The organism is Octadecabacter algicola, from assembly GCF_021532625.1.
GTDB classification, from domain to species: Bacteria; Pseudomonadota; Alphaproteobacteria; order Rhodobacterales; family Rhodobacteraceae; genus Octadecabacter; species Octadecabacter algicola.
Genome location: NZ_JAKGAR010000005.1, coordinates 20,981 through 43,396, shown reverse-complemented (window position 1 = coordinate 43,396; position 22,416 = coordinate 20,981). Strand labels below are relative to the sequence as shown.

20 protein-coding genes are annotated in these 22,416 nt (G+C 52.6%); 9 read left to right on the top strand and 11 right to left on the bottom strand.

Annotated features, from left to right (window positions below):
• Positions 1-24: 24 nt before the first annotated feature.
• Together L0666_RS16860 and L0666_RS16855 are read left to right on the top strand one after the other, a co-directional pair.
• Positions 25-756, top strand: a complete 732-nt coding sequence (locus tag L0666_RS16860) for a hypothetical protein (RefSeq protein ID WP_235262569.1) — start codon at positions 25-27, stop codon at positions 754-756.
• 89 nt (positions 757-845) lie between these two features.
• Positions 846-1,460, top strand: a complete 615-nt coding sequence (locus L0666_RS16855) for a sulfotransferase family protein (RefSeq protein WP_235262568.1) — start codon at positions 846-848, stop codon at positions 1,458-1,460.
• A gap of 10 nt (positions 1,461-1,470) precedes the next feature.
• On the opposite strand, the gene L0666_RS16850 is transcribed toward L0666_RS16855, so the two are convergent.
• Genes L0666_RS16850 through L0666_RS16840 form a run of 3 tightly spaced genes read right to left on the bottom strand, consistent with a single transcriptional unit; the run spans position 1,471 to position 4,121 of the window.
• Positions 1,471-2,145: a sulfotransferase family 2 domain-containing protein gene (locus L0666_RS16850; RefSeq protein WP_235262567.1), complete on the bottom strand. Its 675-nt coding sequence runs from the start codon at positions 2,143-2,145 to the stop codon at positions 1,471-1,473.
• Between the two features lie 6 nt (positions 2,146-2,151).
• Complete coding sequence (locus L0666_RS16845) at positions 2,152-2,976, bottom strand: glycosyltransferase family 2 protein (RefSeq protein WP_235262566.1); 825 nt, start codon at positions 2,974-2,976, stop codon at positions 2,152-2,154.
• Positions 2,973-4,121 carry a glycosyltransferase gene (locus L0666_RS16840; RefSeq protein WP_235262565.1) on the bottom strand — a complete coding sequence of 383 codons (1,149 nt, stop codon included), beginning with the start codon at positions 4,119-4,121 and terminating at the stop codon, positions 2,973-2,975. The genes L0666_RS16845 and L0666_RS16840 overlap by 4 nt, the downstream gene beginning before the upstream one ends.
• 199 nt (positions 4,122-4,320) lie before the next feature.
• Between L0666_RS16840 and L0666_RS16835 the strand changes: the two genes are divergently transcribed.
• From L0666_RS16835 to L0666_RS16815, 5 genes are all read left to right on the top strand, one after another.
• Complete coding sequence (locus L0666_RS16835; RefSeq protein ID WP_235262564.1) at positions 4,321-5,307, top strand: glycosyltransferase; 987 nt, start codon at positions 4,321-4,323, stop codon at positions 5,305-5,307.
• On the top strand, positions 5,304-7,361 hold the full coding sequence (locus L0666_RS16830) for an AMP-binding protein (protein ID WP_235262563.1): 2,058 nt from the start codon (positions 5,304-5,306) through the stop codon (positions 7,359-7,361). The genes L0666_RS16835 and L0666_RS16830 overlap by 4 nt, the downstream gene beginning before the upstream one ends.
• Positions 7,362-8,102, top strand: a complete 741-nt coding sequence (locus L0666_RS16825; RefSeq protein WP_235262562.1) for a sulfotransferase family protein — start codon at positions 7,362-7,364, stop codon at positions 8,100-8,102.
• A 329-nt stretch (positions 8,103-8,431) separates the two neighbouring features.
• A complete protein-coding gene (locus tag L0666_RS16820; protein WP_235262561.1) occupies positions 8,432-9,103 on the top strand; it encodes a VPLPA-CTERM sorting domain-containing protein in 672 nt (223 codons plus the stop codon).
• 173 nt (positions 9,104-9,276) lie between these two features.
• Entirely contained in the window at positions 9,277-10,302 is a 1,026-nt protein-coding gene (locus L0666_RS16815; protein WP_235262560.1) for an acyltransferase family protein, read from the top strand.
• A 76-nt stretch (positions 10,303-10,378) separates the two neighbouring features.
• Here the strand turns inward: L0666_RS16815 and L0666_RS16810 are convergent, their stop codons facing one another.
• Positions 10,379-11,434 carry a glycosyltransferase family 4 protein gene (locus tag L0666_RS16810; RefSeq protein WP_235262559.1) on the bottom strand — a complete coding sequence of 352 codons (1,056 nt, stop codon included), beginning with the start codon at positions 11,432-11,434 and terminating at the stop codon, positions 10,379-10,381.
• 1,291 nt (positions 11,435-12,725) lie between these two features.
• Between L0666_RS16810 and L0666_RS16805 the strand changes: the two genes are divergently transcribed.
• Entirely contained in the window at positions 12,726-13,346 is a 621-nt protein-coding gene (locus L0666_RS16805; protein WP_235262558.1) for a hypothetical protein, read from the top strand.
• A 283-nt stretch (positions 13,347-13,629) separates the two neighbouring features.
• On the top strand, positions 13,630-15,981 hold the full coding sequence (locus L0666_RS16800) for a DUF4214 domain-containing protein (protein ID WP_235262557.1): 2,352 nt from the start codon (positions 13,630-13,632) through the stop codon (positions 15,979-15,981).
• 83 nt (positions 15,982-16,064) lie between these two features.
• Here the strand turns inward: L0666_RS16800 and L0666_RS16795 are convergent, their stop codons facing one another.
• From L0666_RS16795 to L0666_RS16765, 7 genes are all read right to left on the bottom strand, one after another.
• A complete protein-coding gene (locus L0666_RS16795; RefSeq protein ID WP_235262556.1) occupies positions 16,065-16,733 on the bottom strand; it encodes a GntR family transcriptional regulator in 669 nt (222 codons plus the stop codon).
• A gap of 15 nt (positions 16,734-16,748) precedes the next feature.
• A complete protein-coding gene (locus L0666_RS16790) occupies positions 16,749-17,960 on the bottom strand; it encodes a 2-isopropylmalate synthase (protein ID WP_235262555.1) in 1,212 nt (403 codons plus the stop codon).
• Positions 17,961-17,984: 24 nt separating this feature from the next.
• A complete protein-coding gene (locus L0666_RS16785) occupies positions 17,985-18,860 on the bottom strand; it encodes a dioxygenase family protein (RefSeq protein WP_235262554.1) in 876 nt (291 codons plus the stop codon).
• Between the two features lie 18 nt (positions 18,861-18,878).
• The gene (locus L0666_RS16780; RefSeq protein WP_235262553.1) at positions 18,879-20,186 is read right to left on the bottom strand and encodes a TRAP transporter large permease; all 1,308 of its coding nucleotides are present in this window, start codon (positions 20,184-20,186) and stop codon (positions 18,879-18,881) included.
• A 3-nt stretch (positions 20,187-20,189) separates the two neighbouring features.
• Entirely contained in the window at positions 20,190-20,777 is a 588-nt protein-coding gene (locus L0666_RS16775; RefSeq protein WP_235262552.1) for a TRAP transporter small permease subunit, read from the bottom strand.
• A 67-nt stretch (positions 20,778-20,844) separates the two neighbouring features.
• Positions 20,845-21,933: a C4-dicarboxylate TRAP transporter substrate-binding protein gene (locus tag L0666_RS16770; protein ID WP_235262551.1), complete on the bottom strand. Its 1,089-nt coding sequence runs from the start codon at positions 21,931-21,933 to the stop codon at positions 20,845-20,847.
• 22 nt (positions 21,934-21,955) lie between these two features.
• On the bottom strand, positions 21,956-22,414 hold the full coding sequence (locus L0666_RS16765) for an OsmC family protein (RefSeq protein ID WP_235262550.1): 459 nt from the start codon (positions 22,412-22,414) through the stop codon (positions 21,956-21,958).
• Positions 22,415-22,416 lie beyond the last annotated feature (2 nt).

Below are 22,416 nucleotides of genomic sequence, written 5' to 3'. Positions count from 1 at the left end.
CCTGTGTGATCAAGGACAGCGTGTATGATCCTCTCCCATTCCCTCCGCCTGATCTTTTTGAAAACACGTAAAGTAGCGGGCACCAGCTTGGAAATCGCCCTGTCTGCACACTGCGAGGATGATGATGTCATCACACCGTTTGGTGGTCGGCACACATGGGAGCAAGCTGACGAAGACGCGCGCCAAGCATTCGCAGGACGAGGGGCACAAAATTATGAAGTCCCAGAAAGTAAGCTGCGCAAACTGGCTCGCCGATTGCGTGGCAAACACGCTGAGCGCAATTTTTGGGAACATATGTCGGCTACGGACGTGCGCACGCGCATCGCGCCCGCAATTTGGGATGAGTATTGCAAAGTCTCGATCGTGCGTAATCCTTATGATTTCGCGGTCAGCAACTATTATTGGTTTTCCAAAACTGGCCGCACAGACCTAAGTTTCACCGATTTTCTTGAGGCAGAACCAAATCGCTTGTTGGTCAACCGTGCAATTATCGATGTTGATGGCGCGCCTGCCACGGACGTGACTTTGCGCTATGAAACATTGTCCAATGATGTGGCCGCGCTGTCGGAGCGGCTTGGGCTTGGTACGTCATTGTCAGACGGGCTTGCTTCGATCTCGGCCAAAGGAAGCTTGCGACCCAAATCTAAAACAACCGCCGACGTGTTTGCCAGAAACCCCGGCGCCGCCGAGATTGTCACGCAGCTGTGCGCGGAAGACATCGCACGGTACGGATACGACCGTTTGGATGTAGCGTAATTGCCAGTAACTTGCGCTGGAACGGTACCAGTCTGTAGTGTTGCGCTAGACCACTTGCCGAAAGGCACTCACGCCCATGGAGAAGCCAGTTGAAAATTTTCGGCATCGGACTGAATAAAACAGGAACCTCAACCCTAAAGGCGTGTTGCGCGCAACTGGGCTATTCGCACGTATCTTGCCGCCGCGACCTGCTAATCGAATACCGCAAAGGCAATCTAGCTCCGATGTTCGAGGTTGCTGATAAATACGATTGTTTTGACGATTGGCCTTGGCCGCTTGCATATAAAGAGCTCTGGGCCCGCTACGCAGATGAAGGCGCGGTTTTTGTCCTGACACATCGGATCAGCGCTGAAAAATGGCTGAGTAGTTTGAAAAAACATTCTCTCATGACGCACCCCGTGGAACACTGTCGCGGGATGGCTTACGGCCACGATTATCCGTTCGGGCACGAGGCTGAACATATCGATTTCTACAACCGCCACACTCGTGAGGTTCGCGCGTTTTTTGAAAGCCAAGGCGCATCTGACAGACTGTTAGAGCTGTGTTGGGAAAATGGCGACGGTTGGGACGAGCTATGCGGATTCCTCGGGCAACCCGTGCCGGACGCGCCGTTCCCCCACACCAACAAAAGCGCGACCCGCAAAGTCCCGTTGAAACGCCGCCTGCAAAACCGCTGGGCTGCGGGGTTCTGGGGTAAGATCTGATAAGTTTCGACTAGCGTGGTGGATCGAAATATTCGGATAACAGCTGGTAGTCTTTAGCAGTGTGAGCCAACACAGCTTCCTGCGCCTTGTTGGATAAATCTTCAAACACGATCTTGCGGCCAGCCATTTGTTCACGGGGTAAAACAATGGTCTGCGCCGTGCGTGCGGACAGTTCCGCCTCAAGCTTTTGTATATCTGAAATGCGATACAATTCGTCAAAAAAACCTAAGTCAGAACCGATAAATACTGAAATCGGTGCAGTGTGGTGCCAAATAGAATAGGATAGGTCTTGATATCGGCGCAGGTTGCAAAAATAGGCATCAGGCGATGGCATGACCCGCAGTCCCGGGTGGCGCAGAGGCAGGGTTAAACGTGCAAGCCGCCCGCCTTTTCTATGCACAGCATGGGCAATATCGCGGTGATGCATCACGCGATTGCCGTAGGACGACAACAGGCGGCTTACAGGATCGCGCAGGATTGCAAACTTCCAAAATCCGTCGGGTACGGAGGCAAAGTCGTCAACCGTAATGGGTTTAGTCGGAAAATGCGGATGGACCGCGTCAGCGTCTTCCGTCCATTCACGGCCTGTATCCAGTTGATAAAGAACCATCTTAACCGACGTGCTCGCCGCTTTTGGCACGCTAAAAAATGCCAGCTTATGGGGAACAGAAAGCGCGACGGGCATAGCGGCTTATTCTCCTTTTTCGGTGAAATAGTCCCGAAGACGGGTGTCCTTGATGACTTCGCCCGCAGCTTTCATCGCCTCGAGCCCGTCTGTTCCGACAACGTTTTCTTCGACGTAAGCCAGGCGTCCGGTGTCTTGCAGTTCGGTGAACTGTCGGCGCCACGTTCCGCCCAAATGCTCAGGTAAATCGGGGTTATTGGCGAGTGCTTGTCCCCCCAATCTGATTTTGCGTTCGTATTGTTCACGCGATCGAAGCGGGTAATGCAGGATTTGTAGACCCTTATCATACCTGCGCTGACGTCCGATTTCAGTCACTTTGTGATTGCCCATTCCGACAACTGCATCTGCATGGGCGCGGTGAGCGATCTTGGGGGGCAACGGGCGGCCTGATGGGTTCAATGATTGCGTTTTGCGCCACACCATCCGATGCCAAAAGGGTTCACCATCATTTTCAAGACAAACCAGATCATGGCGCGGCGCGCGGACCACGTTCGACAAACGCCGCCGCCCGAAATAGCGATCTAACGTTTCGCCACCATCCGTCATCCAGAACTCATCCGCGTCACAATGGATCACCCACCGTGCCTGTTTGTCATAGGCCATGCGTGCCATGCGCGAGACCCATTTTGACTGGGCGAATTTGTTGTCAGGCTCATGTATATTGGTCGCGACCCCTTGACGGACGTAACCATCGATGATGTCGGCGGTCCCATCAACGCTTAGATTGTCGGTGACGATGATATGATCGACGCCCTGTTCCAGATGGTAGCGCATATTGGCATCCAGAACGTCTTCTTCGTCGCGCACCAAAAGGGTCATGACCAAACTCATCGTGTCGTCTCCGCTATTGAAGGTTGAAACAGCTCTGACATATCCTGCACGAACTGGGCAGTGTCGACATAGTGTTTTACTCTATCATAAGCCGCTTGCGCCATCCGTTCGCGACCATCTTCATCGGCCAAGGCTTTTGTTACAACGTCAGCCAAGTCCGAAAAATCCCACTCTACTGGGTGATAGGTCACGTCGGCCTCATAAAGATCGGGCAGGGTTTTAAGGTGCCCCATGTCAGGCTTGATCAAAACGGCGCCCGTCATGAAGGCCTCAATGTCGCGCCAACACAGCTCCCCATAACCAAAGGGGCTAAAACACAGTCGAGATTGCGCCATTTCTGCAAGGTACTGTTGAGGTGACACACGACCCGCTGGCGACAACGACACGCCTCGCAAGCCTTCAGCCGCAGCAAGCGAAGCCTGTCGCATTGCCGAATACCAAGGCGATCCTTTTGCACCTAAGCGAGTTTGCATATCAATCTGCCGCCCGGCCTGCGGAGGAGGGGCATCCGCCTTGAATCCAGCCATCAGGCGCGGTGCGGTAAAGAAGTTCGGCCCCAGCCGTAGCTTGCCAGCGAACCCAGCAGGCGGGCGAAAATCTACCGGATCAGCCTCAATCCCAAAAAGGTCACTATAGTATTGTGTCAGGTTCGTATCGCCGCGCCAGCATACATCGTATTGCGCCGGATCGCGAAACAGCGCTTTCTTTATATAGAATGCCAAATCCTCGGGCAGGTCTCGTGCCATCCGTAGATCATTGTGCGCAAACCCGTCCAACACTGACAGGCCCGCCTGCGGTGCCTGACTGCGTAACCATGCAAAAAGACTGCGCAGATCTGCGGGCTTTAACGTAAACCATGGCTGCACCAGAATATGGGTTGCTGAGGTGAATAACGATAACGGTGCCGATGTCGCGTCCTCGATTTTAACAAACCGCACGGCACCGCCAAGCTGTTGTTTAATTTCGGACCCATAGGCCAGAAATGGAGCAACTTGTGATCTGCAAATCGCGTTCGCAGTGTACAAAATCAAAACCCGAGAATTCACAGCGTCGGGAAACGGGCGCGCCAGCCATCGGCGCAGCCCCGGTAACGCCCGCCCACGGATCCGTTGATCAAACAGCCAAGCGGCCTGTCGGTTGGGCATTTGTTATGTCCTTCGCAAGCGCCCGAAATTGACGCAGTCGTTCGTTTTCCTGTTACAGGTCAAAGCGCAGGTTGCCAACCTTTGCAGCGTTCGCGCGCCATCTATAGACACAGTGTAGCGCAAATATGCGCCGTACCATTGTCGATGGACCCCTCAAACGCTATTGCGGAACCATGGCATTTTCGAAGGCTAATTTATTATGACTTTGGTACCCGCGACCGTGGCTGTGGTGATCGTGAATTATCGCACACCAGACTTGGTCATTGATTGTCTCGCCTCCCTTCAAGGAGAGGTTGCGCCAGATCTGACGCTCAAGATTTGTGTCGGAGATGCGCAATCAGGCGACGGTTCGGTCGAACTGATCACACAGGCTGTCGAAAAAGCAGGCTATGACAATGTCACCGTCTATGACATCGGCGCAAACGGCGGGTTTGCCTACGGAAACAATCATGTGGTTGAAACCTGCGTCGCCCCTGATCCGACAATCACGCATGTGCACTTCCTGAACCCTGACACTTATATTCATCCTGGTGCGGTCCGACATCTGGTGACATTTCTTGACGGTCATCCCGGCGTCGGTGTTGCGGGCAGTCGTTTGGAAAACCCCGATAGGACTTTGCGCGCCTACGCGTTTCGGTTTCCCGCCCCATGGCGAGAATTTTTCCGTGGCGCGGGTCTATCCGTCTTTGATCGCCTTGCGCCAAGCGCTGCCATCAGCCATGGCCCCATCACCACCACACGAGAGGTCGATTGGGTTACCGGAGCCAGTTTCATGATGCCACGTGCCACCCTTGATGACGTCGGCGAAATGGACCCCGACTTTTTCTTATACTTTGAAGAAGTCGAATTTCAGTCCCGCGTGCGGGCAGCAGGTCATACCATTTGGCATGTGACCGACAGCCGGGTAGTTCATATTGCAGGGGCCGCAACGGGCGTGCGTGTCAATGATGCGCCCAAACGTTTACCCGCCTATTGGTATCAATCCCGTTTTCGCTATTTCCTCAAACGGTACAGCTGGGGTGGGGCGGTTCTGGCCAATATCCTCTACATAATGGGCTACGGAATTTACCGCCTGCACCGCGCACTGCGCCGTAAACCTGTCCTAACGCCACCGCATACAGCTCGCGATATTCTGAGTTCGGGATTTGGCGCGGGTCCCACAGCCAAGCAAAGAGGTGTGTCATGACGCGTCCGTCCAGCCTGAAAGGTTTGCGGGTCGTTGGCGTTGTGACACCCAAAGGCGATAGCGGCAGCGCAGGATATCTGCGCCAGATGTTATCTCATCTGAACGACGGTATCGTGTCTGTTCCGTTACGCGATGCTGGTGATACCGCGCGCATTCAGATGACTGCCCCTGATGAGATCATCGAACCAAAGGGCGGGGCGGGCTGGATTACCGATAGGTTTACCTCGACCGGTGGGGATGACATCGCGCAGGTTTCGTTTACCTCCGGCACGACCGGCACGCCCAAAGGAGTCGTCCTGAGTCGCCGCGCGCTTCATGATGTTGTGACCCGCCTGAGCGATGCAATGGACCTGACGGATAAGGTTCGCGAATATATTGGGGTGCCCGTAAACCATTCGTTTGGTTATGGCCGCGCGCGTGCCGTGCTGCACAACGGGGGGCACGTTTACCTGCCACCAGCTGGGTTCGATCTGTCCGAAATACGGAAAATGCTGAGTGACGGTAAGATCAACGCCCTATCAGCTGTGCCAAGCCTGTGGCGCGTAATCCTTGCTGCCGCGTCCAGTTTCGGGGATGAGCGTAACAACCTGCTTTGGATCGAAATCGGCAGCCAAATGATGTCTGCTGACGAAAAAGTTGCGCTCCGGAACCTGTTTCCAGCCGCACGGATCATTCAGCACTACGGCTTGACCGAGGCATCGCGCTCTACGTTTCTACAGGTAGACGGAACCGGGCCAGACATCCTTGGGTCGGTTGGCAAGCCCACGGGTGACACCAAATTAGCCATAAGTAGAGATGGGCGCATTCGCATCACTGGCCCACATGTCGCGAGTTTCATACTGTCTGAGGTCGGTGAGACGGACCTGAAAAGTACGTTTGAAACGTCAGATTTGGGTCACATAGATGATCAGGGGTACCTTTGGTTTGAGGCGCGCGCCGATGACGTGATCAATTGCGGCGGCATCAAGCTAAACCCTGATGCAATCGAAGCTAAGATACGCGACCGCGTGAAAGACGCAGGGCCCTTCGCCATCTTGCGCCGTGCCGATCCCATCCGAGGAGAGGCTCTTGCGCTCGCTGTTACGCCCGAAACCACAGCCACCACCGACCAGTTGCAATCTGCAGCGCTCGCCGTCGCGGTGGACATGGGTGCCGCCCCGGGCCGCGACGTTCCCGCCATGACACTCGACAGCCTTCCCCGCACCAGCACAGGCAAATTGCAACGGCACCTAATGACCCCACCTTCTGATCAAACATTAAGCGGGTCCCTGGGCCCTTTGGCAAATCTTATGGGGCCGAACACTAACCCCGCAGACAGTTTTATTACGGCAGGCGGAGACAGTCTTACCCATCTGCAGATGCAGCTGTTGCTGGAGCAAAACCTCGGCGCGGCCCCAATGGGGTGGGAACAAACTCCCTTGGCCGACTTGGCAGCGACCATAGCACAGGGGGACGGCGCAGATGGGCAAACGGGCGCGCCGCCACTTCCTGACGGCAGCATGAACCGCAACCCGTCCGGCATCGGATTCTGGGCTTTAGTCGCCGAGGATTTACGCACAAACGATGGCACATTGGGATCACAGGGGTTCTGGGCTTTGTTCGTGCACCGATTTGGAAACTGGCGAATGGGCGTTCGCCCCCGCATCCTGCGGATACCGTTTAGCGTGCTTTACCGCATCCTGCGCAAAGCCGTTCAAATACTGTGTGGTATCAAACTTGATTACACGGTGGCCGTTGGACGGCGGGTGAAACTGGAACACTTCGGCGGAATGATGCTCGGTGCGCGTTCCATCGGGGATGACACCATCGTGCGCCAAAACACAACCTTCGGCATCCGTACGACAAATGACCTTAACGCCAAACCGGTTATCGGCGCGCGCGTCGACGTTGGGGCAGGGGCTGTTATCGTTGGCAATGTCCAGATCGGCGATGATGCGATTATTGGCGCAAATTCTGTCGTTTATTTCAGCGTGCCCGACCGCGGGATTGTTCAGGGTGTGCCTGGCAAGATCGTTGGCCAGAACCTAAATACTACACCAAAGGACCCTACATAAATGACACGCAAGACGTTCTGCATTGGTATGCATAAGGCAGGCACCAGTTCCCTCGCTGAGTTGTTTCACGTCATTGGCCTGCGCACGAGCCATTCAACTGACTGGTCCCGCCCGCCTCTTGACCGCAGCTTTATCGACCCGCTCGAGGCTTTCTCCGATGGTGGCGGTCATTTCTGGGATGATGACGCAGAGTTCGGCGGCAACCACGGCGTCCAAAGCCTCGATGAAGGATGGCCGGACAGCCGCTTTATCCTTCAGCACCGCGACGTCGAGGGTTGGCTGGTCAGCAAGCTGCGCCACGCAACTTGGCGGCGTGAAGATGTATTGACTGACGACGATGGCCCCTTCAACCACACCGACTGGAACCAGATCAAATCCTTGCATCTGGTCACAGCGTGGATCGAAAACCGCTACAAGTATCATCAAGCGGTGCTCGCGTATTTTGCCGATCGTTCGGACGATCTGCTCGTTATCAACGTAACCCGCGATGAGGGCGCAGTGGACAAGGTTCTCGATTTCATCGGCGGCTTTGAAAACGCCAAACGGGTCGCACGGGTCAATAAGCTGCAAAAGAACATCAATCGGCTTGGTACCCCTTTGCAGTTCACGCCTAAATCCATGCCCCGTGCGAATGTCGGGGCGCCGCGAGATACCGACAAACCATTTTTCAAGGAAATCGCCCAAAAAGCGATGGCCATGGTTCCGCCTGAAATGCTCGGGGACCCTGAGCAGATCAGCTAAGTTCAGTCCAACATAGTTTTGACACTTTCGATCTTAACCAAGATAGAATCACTTAAGCGCCGTAACGTCACTTTTTCGACTCCGATTATCGCAAAAATGGAAACAATAGCCTGAGAATACTAGTTTTTGAGGTGATTCTGGCGAGGTCAGTCGAGTGCTCATGGTGCGAATCTGATGAATTTGTCAGCAATGTGCCCAGATTCGTTAATTTTTTGTGAATCTCGCTGTCAAAGCCGGCCAGAACGTTGACCGACCTCTGCCGACTACGGTACAACTAAAGAAGTATTGATCCATTCGCATTTCGCGGACTTTTTAGAGAGGGTATTAAAGTGGGGTTTTCTTTTAAATCTGTAGCTGCTGCTGCACTGGCGATTTGCCTCGGAGGCGCTGCCTCTGCTGCAACGCTTTCAATTGACGGCGGGGTCGTTGGTTCGATTCCTGGGGGCACTGACGGTGCACCAACAACTCAAAATAATGTTCTGACGAACGTCTTCGGTCTCACAACAATGGACGGCTTCTACGGCAGCTCCATTTCTGTTGACGAAGATGCGCGCATCAAAGTTCAAGTGCTCGGCTGGGAAGCTGGCGCGACGAATACGTTCACAATGGAAGGAAACTCCTTCTCAACGGATTCCAAGTTTGATTACGCAACTCTTCCAGGTAACCTGGCTGAGTTCTCCGTAGACTCACTTGCTGGTCTTCTGAACTTTGACTTCAGCACAACTGTTGGTGGCGGCAAGTCCGTTGCAAACGGCGACGCAAACACAAGCCCGTTGAACTTCTTCGCCACATTCGGTGACGGCGTCACAACGTCCGGTAAAAACTTGCTATTGTTCTTCGATGACACAGGTAAGAACGCAATTGCTGGTATTGATGACAACCACGATGACTTGGTCGTAATGGTTTCCGTTGTTCCACTGCCAGCTGGCGTTCTGCTTCTGCTGACAGGTGTTGGTGGTCTTGGTGTGGCATCACGTCGTCGCCGCAAGGCAGTAGCCTAAGACTTACAGACTTCTTCGGAAGTTCGGAAAAGGGCCCTTCAGGGGCCCTTTTTTGTTTCCAACACACAACACTGAGCAAACCGTATTCATAAGGTTGTATTAGCACCACAATTTGGTGGTATTTGTCGGCGATAATAGGGCCAACCATCTACGGTTTAATGAATGAGGGCGATTTGAGCGACACTGACACCACAGCTTTGAATCGGTCCCACTTACCGGACCTCGATGGGTTTCGCGGGCTCAGCATCCTCGCGGTCCTTGCCGCCCATATGTTGCCGCTTGGTCCCAAATCTTGGATGCTCAATTCTGTCGCCGGACACATTGGTATGAGCATCTTTTTTGCACTGTCAGGTTTCCTCATTTGCCGTTTCCTGTGGGAAAAGCAGGACGTACCAACATTCTTTGTACGCCGGATCGCACGCATTGCTCCGCTCGTCATGCTCGTTTCGTTCATCTACTGCATCCTGTTGGAGGGACGGGTGGACAGTTTCATAATCATTAATCTCTACGCTCAGAACTACTGGACCTCAGCCCTAACACCCGCAACCAGCCCATTCTGGTCGCTGGCTGTCGAAATGCACTTTTATATCGCTATCGGTTTGGCCGTGCTGTTCTTTGGGCGGCGCGGGTTCTGGCTTCTTCCAATCGGGGCCATTATCGTTCTTCTTTTCCGAATTGAGGCTGAGGTATTTTCAAATATTAACACGCACTTTCGCGTCGATGAAATTCTGACGGGCGGCATGCTCGCACTCGCTTGGCTGAATCGGGATCGGCCCCTGATTGCCAAGATCATGGCAGCCTTACCCTATTTGTTCTGGCCAATTCTCATTCTGTGGCTTTTGTCCTGCTGGCCGCCAAGCGGCTCTCTCGGCTATGCGCGGGCTTATTTATCTGCCCTGCTAATTGGATCCGTGCTGGGCATGGAAAACCGCTGGCAGAACGTGGTCTTGGGTACCAAGTTCCTCGCTTATATCGCAACCATTTCGTTTGCGATCTACGTTTGGCATTCCCCGTTCCGCCACGGCTGGTTCGACGCAGGAACCGATATTGAACGATACTTTTTCAAACGCCCGTTAGCCTTTGCCTGTATCTTCGCGCTTGCCCACGTCTCAACCTTTTATTTTGAAAAGCCGATCACTATGGCGGCCAAGCGGATATCCATTGGTCGAGCAAAGGGCACCGCACGTCCTGTTCCTTAACCAAAGACGGCCCTAGATCAACAGTCCTAGAATTCGCCGAGAGGGTTCAAAAAACGATTGTTTGTAAGATCAGTCATCATGATCTCTTCCCAACTCTATCGCTATCTGAAATCGTGGTTTTAAGTATTTCGTGCAACCTAAGTGAAGCAGCTTGATCAGAAAATCGGGCCCGAGCAGTTTCGCTTGCCCTTTTGGCCAAAGCCTCACGCTGGGTCTCATCTTGCCACAACTGATCGATAGCAGCCGTAAGGTCATCTACGTCAAAAGGGGCCACCAGAACCCCGTCGTACCCATCCTTAATATAACCTTCTGTTCCTGGACATCGGGTCGCAATGACAGGGGTGCCAAGGTGCATCGCATTGATGAAAGTTATCTGTCCGGAAGCCGTCGTCATGTTGGCAATGGGTGTGACACACATTCGTGCGCGGGCCATCAAGTCAAGGCATTGTTTTTCTGTCAGCCCTGAACGGTAAGTCACATTCGCACTCTCGGGAAATGTAGCTATGTCTGAAGCGCGCGTTACAATTACCGTCGGATAATTAAGCTGGTTCACGGCCTTTATTAGGGTAGGATAATCTCGGTGTGCGGAACCCATGGAAAGGATAAAAGGCGCTTCTATATCTTCCTTGCGGGCGATCTTAATCTGGCCACGTTGCAGGGGGACGAATTGCACGCGCTCCTGCGGCACATCCAGATACGTTGCGTAGCGCGCAACTTCATCGGGAGAATGCACGACAAAGCAGTCAATCTCCCCCGCGACGGCTCGTGCGAGTCGTTGACGTAGACCGGATCGTAACGCGCCTAAGTTGAAGTTATATGCAATAATTGCCGGTTTTGAACGACCCAGTCGTTTCCAAAAGGCTGCACAAATGGCCAATTGCGGAAAACAAGCGATAATCCCGTCAGGCTGTCCACGCAATGCCGCCTTGGCATGACGCAGGTGACCAAACCATGCTAACAAAGGTGTGATCTTGGACTTCCCTTTGTGCCAATCACGATCTGCTGCTAATGGTGAAATCTTCTCGAAAACGATCTGATCATCAACAATGAAATCGTCAAGCCAACGGTTCTCTTGCCCACGAAAGAAAGCGGCAATGACGATCCATTTTGCTCTGTCATCCTTAGTAAACAATGTAAGACTAACTCCGGATTAGATCATGTTTCTAAAGTGGCTACATGGATATATTATTATAAATATTGGCAATGCCATTTAGCCAGCTAGATAGGGAGATACATCAATAATTGCAATCGATGGTACAATGCATAGCCACTTTTAACAGTCCATTTGATTGTCGGGCTTGCTTGGACTGGGATAATCAATCGTAAACGGTTATTTTTTGACCAATCTCTGGTTGATGATCTGCCCGCCCTTCTCGTCGCTCCAAATTGTTTGCTAGCGTACGAAAAGCATGAATAGGTAGATTGGATACTTTTCTCAGGATGCATATTCCGAGATCCAACCCCTTCCAAAAATCGACCGTTTCCTGAACGGTTCGCCTAACCGAAAATTGGCACATGTTGCAGCGAAAGGCCAGAACAAGCCCCGAGTTACCTCCAGCTTAGCGCGGAGTCCTTAGTGTAAAATCTTTGGCGTTAGGCTGCCATTTTGTCCATCGTTTTTCTATCAGAATTCCATCTGTGTCGGATTTCCTAATGCTGAATGTGGTCAATACCAGTTGCAATCCCCCTGTCATTCTTCCAGTGACTTGCGGGCATCGCTCAATGTGCCGAATATCGCCTCGTTCAAACATTAGCACCGCAGCTTGCCATCAAAGTTTTCGATGAAGCCGTTCAACTGCGGTGCCCCGCGGCGAGCTTAGGAATCTGTGATCTCCGAAAATTAGGGATACTATCCCGAGCTAAACGCGCAGACTGGCAACGCTGGTCTACGGGAAACCGCAGGACGTCAAGGCTCCGTGGAATCCCCATACTGGGCACCTAGTTTTTGATGAAGGGCGCCACTTTATGTAAAAACCGAAAGCGTGTTTTGGGTAATTTACAAATCTCAAAAATGCATGCGAAGACTTTCGGATGGAGGAGCTATGTTTTCTGAGTAAGCATGGAGCTCCAAATGAAGTCGATGATCAGAATAAATGCGCTGAAGTTGAGCGGGTACGGCGACAAGAGTTTGTCGAAAATGGAGAAGCACGGAAAGCGATTGGATGGAACGTCTAAAAAAGACGCGTCAGAGTTGCTGAACCTTTGGTCTACAATACACTTGATTTGATGGCCGCCTACGAGGAGCACGTTTTCGGGTGTCGAATGAATAAGTCATTGAGAGCGCCGGCATTGCAAGCGATGATTAAATTCCCAACCGAGATCACACCAACAATCGCCAATCAGAAGAAGATGTTGAAGTTGGCCGTAAAGTTTGTGAACGAAGTCTATGGCGGTAATGCGGTAATGCTGTCTTTGCGGCTCGATTGGATCGGGACGAAGAAGGTAAGTTCACTTCGACGCCCAGGTCAGTTGGTCTCGCATTGCAAAGCGAGCTTCGCCTGTTCTTCAGTCGCCATGGAATTAAGATCGATAAAAAGAAGACGAAGGATGGTTATCGCCCGGATCGACTAGATACTGAGGCGTACAAGAACAAGCTGAAGGTGTTGAAAGCACGTGATCTAATTAAGCTGCGAGAGAAGAAGCTTGACGCAACTATCGAAGAAACTGCCAGGCTTCTGGATGAAGCAAAGAAGGAAAAAGCAGCTGCTGAGATGTTGAAGAGAGATGCGAAGATGGCTCTCGCTGCAGCTGAGAAAGTCAAAGTAGATCAAGAAATGATCATTAAGAATGCTGTAGAAAAAGAAGCAAAAACTGCGGCTGATAATGCTGTCAAAGCTGTAATGGACGTGATGGATGGTAAGGTTCGTAGATCAGAGACCGGTGCTTTGCAGGTTGAAGATCCAGATAAATTGCGACCGATTTGGCCAGTGATCGGCCCAACCATAAATCGGCTCTTGGCATGGTGGGAGAAGTTCAAACCTCAAGTTGAAGCCTTGGATCCAAAAGAGAGGCCCGATCTATATGACGACGAACCGGCTCTATAGCCAAGCATCTAATTTTCAAATGAGTGATTACAAGCTGATTGCTCTAAACAAGGATTGTGCTGATGGCGCAATTTGTCGATCGAATGGTGGGCAGCGCTTCCCTTGATGTCACGTCGATGATCTGAGAACAGGTGCGGACCGCTATTCGCAATATATTTTAAAAATAACGACTGGGCGAATTCACCGTCGAAAGCAGGTCAAAAAACCGACATATTCGACACCTAGAAATTGAGAAATATTGCCCCATCGAGGCTCAAGAACAAAACAATAAGGAACTTGGAGTTTGGCAGAATTCACATCCCCCTTTGGAAAGCAAATTGACCTAACAGGTCAGACCGTCGAAATTTGGGAGTCGTCTGTTGCGGCGCTGGGGGGTGGTAGGACCGCTATTAGCTGGACCGAGGACGGAAACGATGCCGTTTGGTTACGCCTCTACGATGCCAACGCAAATCCGGAAGGAGCGGCGATACGCGTTACCGCCGCGAACGAAGAGGGTAACCGGCCCTCGGTCGCGGTTCTGGAAAACGGGACATTTATCGTCACCTATACGTCCCTTGAAGATGTTAACTCGGCTATCTATGCGCGGGTGTATTCGTCTGATGGTACCCCTTTGGGAAGCAGTACGCAGCTTTTCACTGATCCAGATGGTTTAGCTGTAAGTCCTGAAACGACAGGACTTACAGACAGTTCGTCTGTGACGGTGTTTTTTGCGAATGACGAAGACCGTTTTGGTGTGTTCGCCCAGCTTGCCGATGCGAACGGCGCACCAACCGGTGACGCTTGGCGCGTCAATCAAACAACAGAAGGTTTTCAGTCGTCCGGTACCCCCGTCAAGTTGGACGATGGGGGTTTCGTCGTCACATGGCGTTCAAGAGAAGTCGACGGAAGCTTTTACGCGGTTATGTTTCGCACCTACGATGCCGACGGCACACCGCGCAGCAATGAAGTACGTGTGAATCAATACTCCTACGGATCGCAGACAAATCCGGATGTGACAGTGTTGTCAGACGGACGTTTTGTAGTGACATGGGAAAGTCAGTCTTTGCTTGATCGGGCACAAGACGGGTCTGGTGACGGGGTTTATGCAAGGATTTATTCGGCTGATGGCGTTCCTGAAGGGGGTGAGTTTAGGGTCAGTGACACGACGCTTTACGACCAGAACAGCGCGACAATTGCAGCGACGCCAGCTGGTGGCTTTGTCATTGCTTGGATGAATGTCCCCACCAATGCGTCTGACGTGACCGAAATCAAGTTCCGAGAATTTGATGGGAATGGCGACACGATCGGGGATGAAATCATTCTTGGCGAAAGCCCTGTAGGGGTGCATTTGGGGCCAGACATTTCTATCGGCCAAGATGGCATCGCGCGGATTGTTTGGAATTTCACCATTCAAAACAGTTTTGTCAGTAATGTTTTCTTTCAAACCGTGAACCTAAGTGGGTTTGCGACTTCGGGCGATGACACCATCGTCGGGACGACCGCCGATGATTACCTTGGCGGGCAAGGGGGCCACGACGTCCTGAATGGTGGAGCAGGTGATGACATCGTTCTGGGTGACGGCTTTGAGGTCAGCTACGCACCAGACGAGGCAAACCAGATTTTCCGATTGTATCAGGCGACGTTGAATCGGGCGCCCGATGCAGGGGGGCACGAACGATGGACGTCAGACCTTATGACGGGGACCGCAACCTTAGCAGAGGTGCGCGAGGGATTTGTCGGATCACAAGAATTCCAGAACAAGTACGCTGGCTTGAATGACGCCGGTTTTGTCAAAGAGCTGTATATCAACGTGTTGGATCGTGATTTTGATCAAGGCGAAGTGTCTCAGCAGGAAATCGACAACTGGACGAACCGGATTAACGGCAGCTTTACCCGAGCGGATGTAGTTAACGGCTTTTCCGAAAGCCAGCAGTTGATCAACAATACGAACCAAGCGGCGAACAAACTGGCGAACTCCAGTGACAAGGCTGGGTGGTTTGATGAGGTTTACCGCCTTTATCAGGCGACATTGGATCGTGCGCCTGATGCGACCGGCTTTGAGAACTGGTCTGTACGTCTCGCCGAAGGGCGTGCGCTAACGGACGTCATTACTGGATTTACGAATTCGAACGAATTTTCCAACGTCTACGGACCGCTCGAAGATCCGGAAGATTTCGTTAAGCTTTTGTATAACAACGTGCTGGGTCGTGATTTTAACTCAGGTGAAGTGACACAGTCAGAGGTCGACGGCTGGACATCGCGACTGAGTGAAACGTTCACGCGTGCAAACATTGTACAAGGATTTTCGCAGAGCAAGGAGTTCATCAACAACACGGCAGCTGATGTTAAAGCTTATGTTCGAGCGCAAGGCTTGGATGACGAGGTGAATGGCGGGTCCGGGAAAAATGTGCTGGCGGGCGGTGCCATGGCGGATACGTTTGTTTTTGATCAAGTCGATGCGGGCACAAACACAGTGCTTGATCTGGAAGTCTGGGACTACCTGTCATTTGAAGGGTTCGGCTATAGCAACGTGGCGGATGTGCGGGTGCATCTGAGCCAGTCGGGCACCGATGTTGTCTTTAGCGATCAGGGCACCGAAGTAACTTTTGAGAAGACGCAGCTGTCTGACCTAACGGACGATATGTTCCTGATGTAGCGAACACCCGAAAGCTCGACTTCGCGCCGTATTTGGCCGATAAGCAAGATTATGTCAAAATATTTTTCTAGAATCGGCGAGGGTTACTTAATGTAAGCTTTAAGGAACGCGCCCGTTGTTTCGTAATGGGATCGCAAAAGGTCTTCGGCGCGGTCGATGTCTCCGGCGACGACTGCATCAAGGATGATCCGGTGTTCGTCATCTACTTTACGCCCCTTGTAGTCGATAGAGCGGCCAGCGATGAAACGGTAACGGATGTTGAGGTCGTAAAGCTGGTTACAGAACCGCAGCAACAGCGGTGAGTCACAATTGCCGATCAGGGCCATGTGGAAATTTTTATGTTCGCGTTCGAAATCGTCAGACCGGCTTTGTTGTAGGCGCGACATGCGGTGATGGATGATGACCAGACTTTCGATCCATTCGTCGGTCTTATTTTCCATGCTTTGACGCAGGGCCATACCCTCGAGGGAGCATCTCAGACGCAGGATTTCGGCGAAGTCTTCACTGCTGGTGGCAGCCGCGCTGAACCCGCGTTGTTCGTGGCGCACGACCAATTGGTCGGAGGTCAGCAGGCTGAGGGCCTCTCGAATAGGAGAAGCCCCCGTGCCGAGGATTTTACGAAGGTGATCGATCTTCAATTTCGTACCTGGGGCCAGCTCACCGGTCAGGATCAGTTCACGCAGTTTGCTATGGGCAATCTGGGTGGCTGAACTTTGCGACGTCGCAGGGTCTGATAAGGCACTAATATTCATATGAAGAGTCTAATCTCACTTCGCTCTGAAGGATGCAACGATATTGGCGAATTCTTCGTCTGTCAGAACGTCGCGCTTTGCGATGCCTGTGGACTTCACTTCGGCGAGAACGTCACCGATCATATCGTCATCCATTTCGCCAAGACCCATTTCACCCAGCTTGTAGATAATAGAGGCCTTGCCGGATTTTTTGCCCAGAACGACTTCGCCGATCTTGCCCGTGAGGGCTGGGTGCGTTGCGAACATGACCAAAGGATCGTTCATCACGTAGTTGATGCCGATACCGGATTCACGAATGAAGTTCCCATGGCCCAGAACAGGTTTGTTGCGTGCAATCGGGATGTTGGACTTTTCAGCAATCATAGCCGCGAGCTCCGGGATTTTGTCGAGCTTGTACTGGGTGTCGTAGCCATACAGAAGGTGCAGGCCCATCATCAGTTCTTCGAGTGCAGCGTTACCTGTGCGTTCACCCAAACCGTTTGCACAAGAGTGCACGCAGACGGCGCCAGCTGTGACAGCGGCCAATTCAGTCGCAACACCCATCCCAAAGTCATTGTGTGTGTGGATTTCGATGGGCAGGCCGGTCATGTCGTCGACCCAGTTTACCATGTGCTTGATCGCCTCGGGCGTCGCACAACCCATCGTATCAACGATGCCAATGGAATCCGGCGGGGAGTTGTCCATGATGTATTTGCACAAGTTCTCTAGGTCGGACTTGCGCGCGCGCGTCGTGTCATACGGGAAGAACAGTGCGTGCAGGCCGTTTTCGCGGGCATAGTTGATGATGGGCGCCGTTTTCTTGGCAACGTCTTCCCATGTCCAACCAAATTGTGTGACCAGTTTCGGGTAACCGATTGGCACTTCGATCACGACGCCATCTGCGCCGCATTCCAGCGCAAGGTCGATGTCTTTTTGCATTGCGCGCGCGAAGGTAAAGATCTTGGACTTCAGGCCAAGTTTGGAAATCTCTTTAATGGCCTTTTGATCGTCTGGGGACACAGCGGGCATCCCTGCTTCGATCCGGTCCACACCCAGTTCGTCCAGTTTGGTAGCGATTTCGATCTTGTCATCGATAGAGAACACAACGCCCGGTGTTTGTTCGCCGTCACGAAGGGTTGCGTCGTGGATTTCGACTTTCTTCGGCAGGTTCAGACCTTCGCGAACGGAAGGTTCAAAGTTGTATGGGCTCACCCACCATTTACCGTCTTCTTTATATGTCTCGCGCATATTCGTTTCCTTACGTGTCAATTGTTAGTGGGTGTCAGATACAAGGACGAAATCGAAATCAACCTTGAAATATGGGATTGTGACGTTCCGCCCGACTTCCAGATCATCTGGGAGGGCATCGAGGTCAGTGGTTTCTACGTAGTCCATGATCAGGTCTTCGCGAACACCGAACACAGCGTCAGAATTCAGGTACGGATCGCCATTTGAGAAGACTTCGGTGACCAATGATTTGTACCCGTCAACCTGAACGATGAAGTGCAGATGGGACGGACGCCAAGGAGTACGGCCAGTGGCGCGGAACAATTCGCCCACGGGGCCATCATCGGGCACTTTGTAGGGCGCGGGTTTTACCGTCGTCATGGCGTAGCGCCCGTCGGCGCCTGTTGTCATAGAACAGCAAAGGTTGAAATCATCCTGCGCGCCGTCTTGTGAATAATAGAGACCGTTTTCAGCAGTCTGCCAGAGTTCGATCACCGCACCTTCGATGGGGTTGCCATCAACGTCTTTGACGAAGCCTTCGATCACAACGGTATTGCCGTCGTTGTCCTTTTTCAGGTCCCCACCGACAGGCAACATAGGCGCGCCCACTGAGTGGAATGGCCCAAGTACGCTGGACGATGTACCCGCATGCTGTGACCCGATCATGTCGACCAAGGACGACAGCCCTGTAACGTCTGAGATCAAAACGAATTCGTTGCGTTCATCGTCCGTGATATTGCCAGCGTCTGTGGCGAATTTTAGGGCGCGGGCCCATTCGGCATGGGTCAGTTGGGTTTCTTTGGCAAATGCATGCAGGTGTTCAACCAAGCTTTTGAGCACGAACATGGTGCGCGGGTCGGTGTCATCGCTGCAATAATCCAAAAAGGCCTGCGTGATGGTGTCGATGGTCACATCTTTCATGTGTGGCTACTCCTGACGTTAAATAAGGGCGGTGGAAAGGACGGGGAACCGGATCAATACGATGAGAACCAGCAGCATGAGGAACGCGAAAGGAAGCGACCCCATGAAGACATCCTTTAAGGAGATTGAGGGATTGTTCAGCGTGCTTTTGATGACGAAACACGAAATCCCGAGTGGCGGGGTCAGCAAGCCGATTTCGGCTCCGATTACGGTCACAATGCCGAACCATACAAGGCTAAGGCCCATGCTTTCGATCAGAGTGATGAACAGCGGCACGACGATCAGGATGATAGACGCAGTATCAAGCAAGGTGCCCAAGACCAGCATCAACGCCACATAGATCAGCATGATGTGGAAGAACGACAGATCCCAAGATTGAAGCATTGCATCCAATTGGTTTGGCAGGCCTGCATAGCCGAGCATCCGGCTGTAAAAAGAAGCCATCGTGATCAGCAACAAGATTGCCGCCGTGATGTGACCCGTTTCAACAAGCGTTTCCCAGAAGTCAGCCCAGCTCATAGAGCGGCGCACAACGGCGACGATCAATGCTAGGGACGCACCGGCGGCCCCGGCTTCTACGGGTGTTAGCCAGCCTGTGTAAATGCCGCCCAACACAAGGAAGATCAGCGACAGCACGGGCCATGATTTGCGAAAGGTCTCGCTGCGTGCCATTGCGGGCAGGCCTTCGGCGCTGATGTTGTCGCCGATATATGACGGCCAAACGCGTGCCATGACAAAAATAGCGGCGATATAAACACCGGTCAGGATCAAGCCTGGAATGATGCCCGCAAGGAACATATCGCCAACGGATTGTTCGGCCACAAAGGAATAGATGATCAACATCGCAGAGGGCGGGATGATCATGCCCAAAACAGACGAGCCCGCCACAACACCCACAGCAAAACGTTTGTTGTAGTTGTAACGCAGCATTTCCGGCACCGAGATTTTCGTAAACACGCTGGCGGATGCGATGGATGACCCCGTAATGGCGGCAAACACAGCATTCGCGCCAACCGTCGCCATGCCGATCCCTGCCAGCACTTTGCGACAGGCCGAGTTTAGGACGTCATAAATATCGCGCCCTAGCCCTGCCCTCGAGACCAGCAGCCCCATCAGCGTGAAAAGCGGAATGGTGGCGAAGTTATATTCGGTCACCCCATCGCCAACGGCGACCTTGAGGAAGTTGAAGGCAAGGATAGATTTGCCAGACATCATCCAGATCGCACCAAAGGACACGAGGCCCAAAGCGATCGGAATATAAAGCCCGAGGTAGACCAACACGACGATGGCCAAAACCGAGAGCATACCAATTGTAAGTGGATCCATGATTTAGACCTCGCCGCTTGTTTGGGCGGTGACGTGACGTGGGTCAGCGTCGCCCAGAACGGCTTTGAAGAAGAAAAGAATGCCAGCCCAAGCACAGCCAAATGCAATGGCAAGACGAACAGGCCACCAAGGGGCGGTCAGAATTCCGGGTGTTCCGAAGTAATCGCAACGGCCTAGGGCGGTTTTGAAATCGGCCCACATATGCCCTGTCGGAGGTGCGCCGAATTCAGGCGGCGTGAAGAAATGACAGCTTTCAAAAGCATGTGTAAATTCTGGCCAGACGGTCCAGACGATCAGGCCCATAAAAATACAGGCGACCCCATCCAAGGCGCGCGCTAAGGCGTTTCCGAACCGTGGTTTTACTATCCGCATCAACCCCAAGAACCCATCAGATCGGGTCAATCGACCCGTGCGGACAACATCAGGCAATTGCAAGAATACGATCAGCGCCAACGAGAAGACGACGATCTCTACGACACCCCTGAAGGGCGCATTAAACAGATTTCGTGACACAACATCGGCGTTCATGATGGCGACCAGTGCCAGCAGTACAAACGCACCGCTGACATTGGCAACTATCGCGACCGCCACGACCCAACTTTCAATTCTTCGAAGACCCGTGACGATCATTTTCAGCACTCACTTTTCTAGAGTTCGATTACTCGAGTTCAGCTGCCCAATCGCGCAACGGAGTAAAGCCAGCATCTGCCAACTTGCCCATATAAGCGTTCAGCATGTCGGAACCGGGTGCACCCGCAGTGTCCAAACCTTGCGCCCATTCGGCAGCGATGTTTGGCATGCTGTCAGCCCAAGCCTGACGTTCTTCCGGGCTCATCACGACGATTGTGCCACCAGCGTCAATGTAAGCCTGACGGGACTCTTCAGCGCGATCCATGGCGATACCCGCAACGTGGTCACGATATTCGATTGAAACCGCCTGTAAGACGTCTTTGACTTCATCAGGAAGCCCTTCCCAAACATCAGCATTCACTGTCACTGTTTTGGAATTCACGGCGCCAAGATCAGCCTGAAGCATGTAAGGTGCAACTTCTACAAAGTTGAACGTTTTCGCAGCTTCCGGCCATGTCATCGCCGCTTCAACAACGCCTGTTTGCAGCATGTTGTAGAAATCTGGCAGACCGCCACGCACACCTGCAGCACCTGGAATACCTTCAAGGTAACGCAGGTTATAACCAGCACCCGCAACCTTCAGACCTTCAAGGTCGGACAAGGAATTCAACGGCTCGGTTGAGAACATCTGATAGGTGTCCAGAACAACGCCCGTCGCCAGATAGACCTGATTTTCGGCAGCAAGTTCAGCCTGCATCTGTGGGAATTCACGCGCGATTTCATCAACCGCTTGCGCAACAACGCGTGCATCAGAAGATACGAACGGCGTTACAGCAGAAATACCCTGTGACGGTAGTGCAGAGCTGTGGAAAATCGTTGTGACGATACCGATATCGCCAAGACCTAGCTTGATGCCCTCCAACACCCCGCGTGGTTTCACGATTTGGCCACCGTAGGCTTCCATCCATTCGATTTCATAGTTGCCGGACTCTGCCAGTAGTTCATTCACTCGTGGAATGAAAAAGCCGGAAAATTCAGCGACCCACATGGACCGTTCAGGATAGCCGTCGATGGCTGTCAGGTTGATGGTTTCCTGAGCCGAGGCGGCTCCTCCCATTGCGCCGGTCAAACCGATCGCAACGCCTGCCGCTAGGGCAACTCTTCTCGTAAAAGTCATAGTCTCTCTCCCTTAGTTTTAGTTAACCAGCCTTTTGCCAGTCTTGGTTGATAACCGTCCCTGCGCTTAAAAATAACTTCGAGACCGCGCAGTATTTCGCAGTTTCTTCAGCCACTTGCGCCAGTTCCTCCTCCGACGCGGGGCCATCTGCGATGATAGTTAGTTCAATTTTCTCGAATGGGTTGTCGAGCTCCTCGATCAGCATGACGCCAAGCTTATTGAGTTGGCATTTCACCGTGACGTCGAGGTTCCCAATCTCGATGCCAAGTTTCGCTGCACATTTTTGACCGATCGTATTTGTGCAACCTGCAAGAGCCGCCAAAGCGGTTTCTGTCGGCGACAGACCCAGATTGGTGCCGTGACGCTCCTTTGGTTCGTCGATAAGCATAGACACATCACGGGTTGTCACTTTGGCCAGCGAATGCGACATGCAATCGGCTTTGACAGTGGTGGTGACAGTGGTTTTCATCTTAATCGCCATGA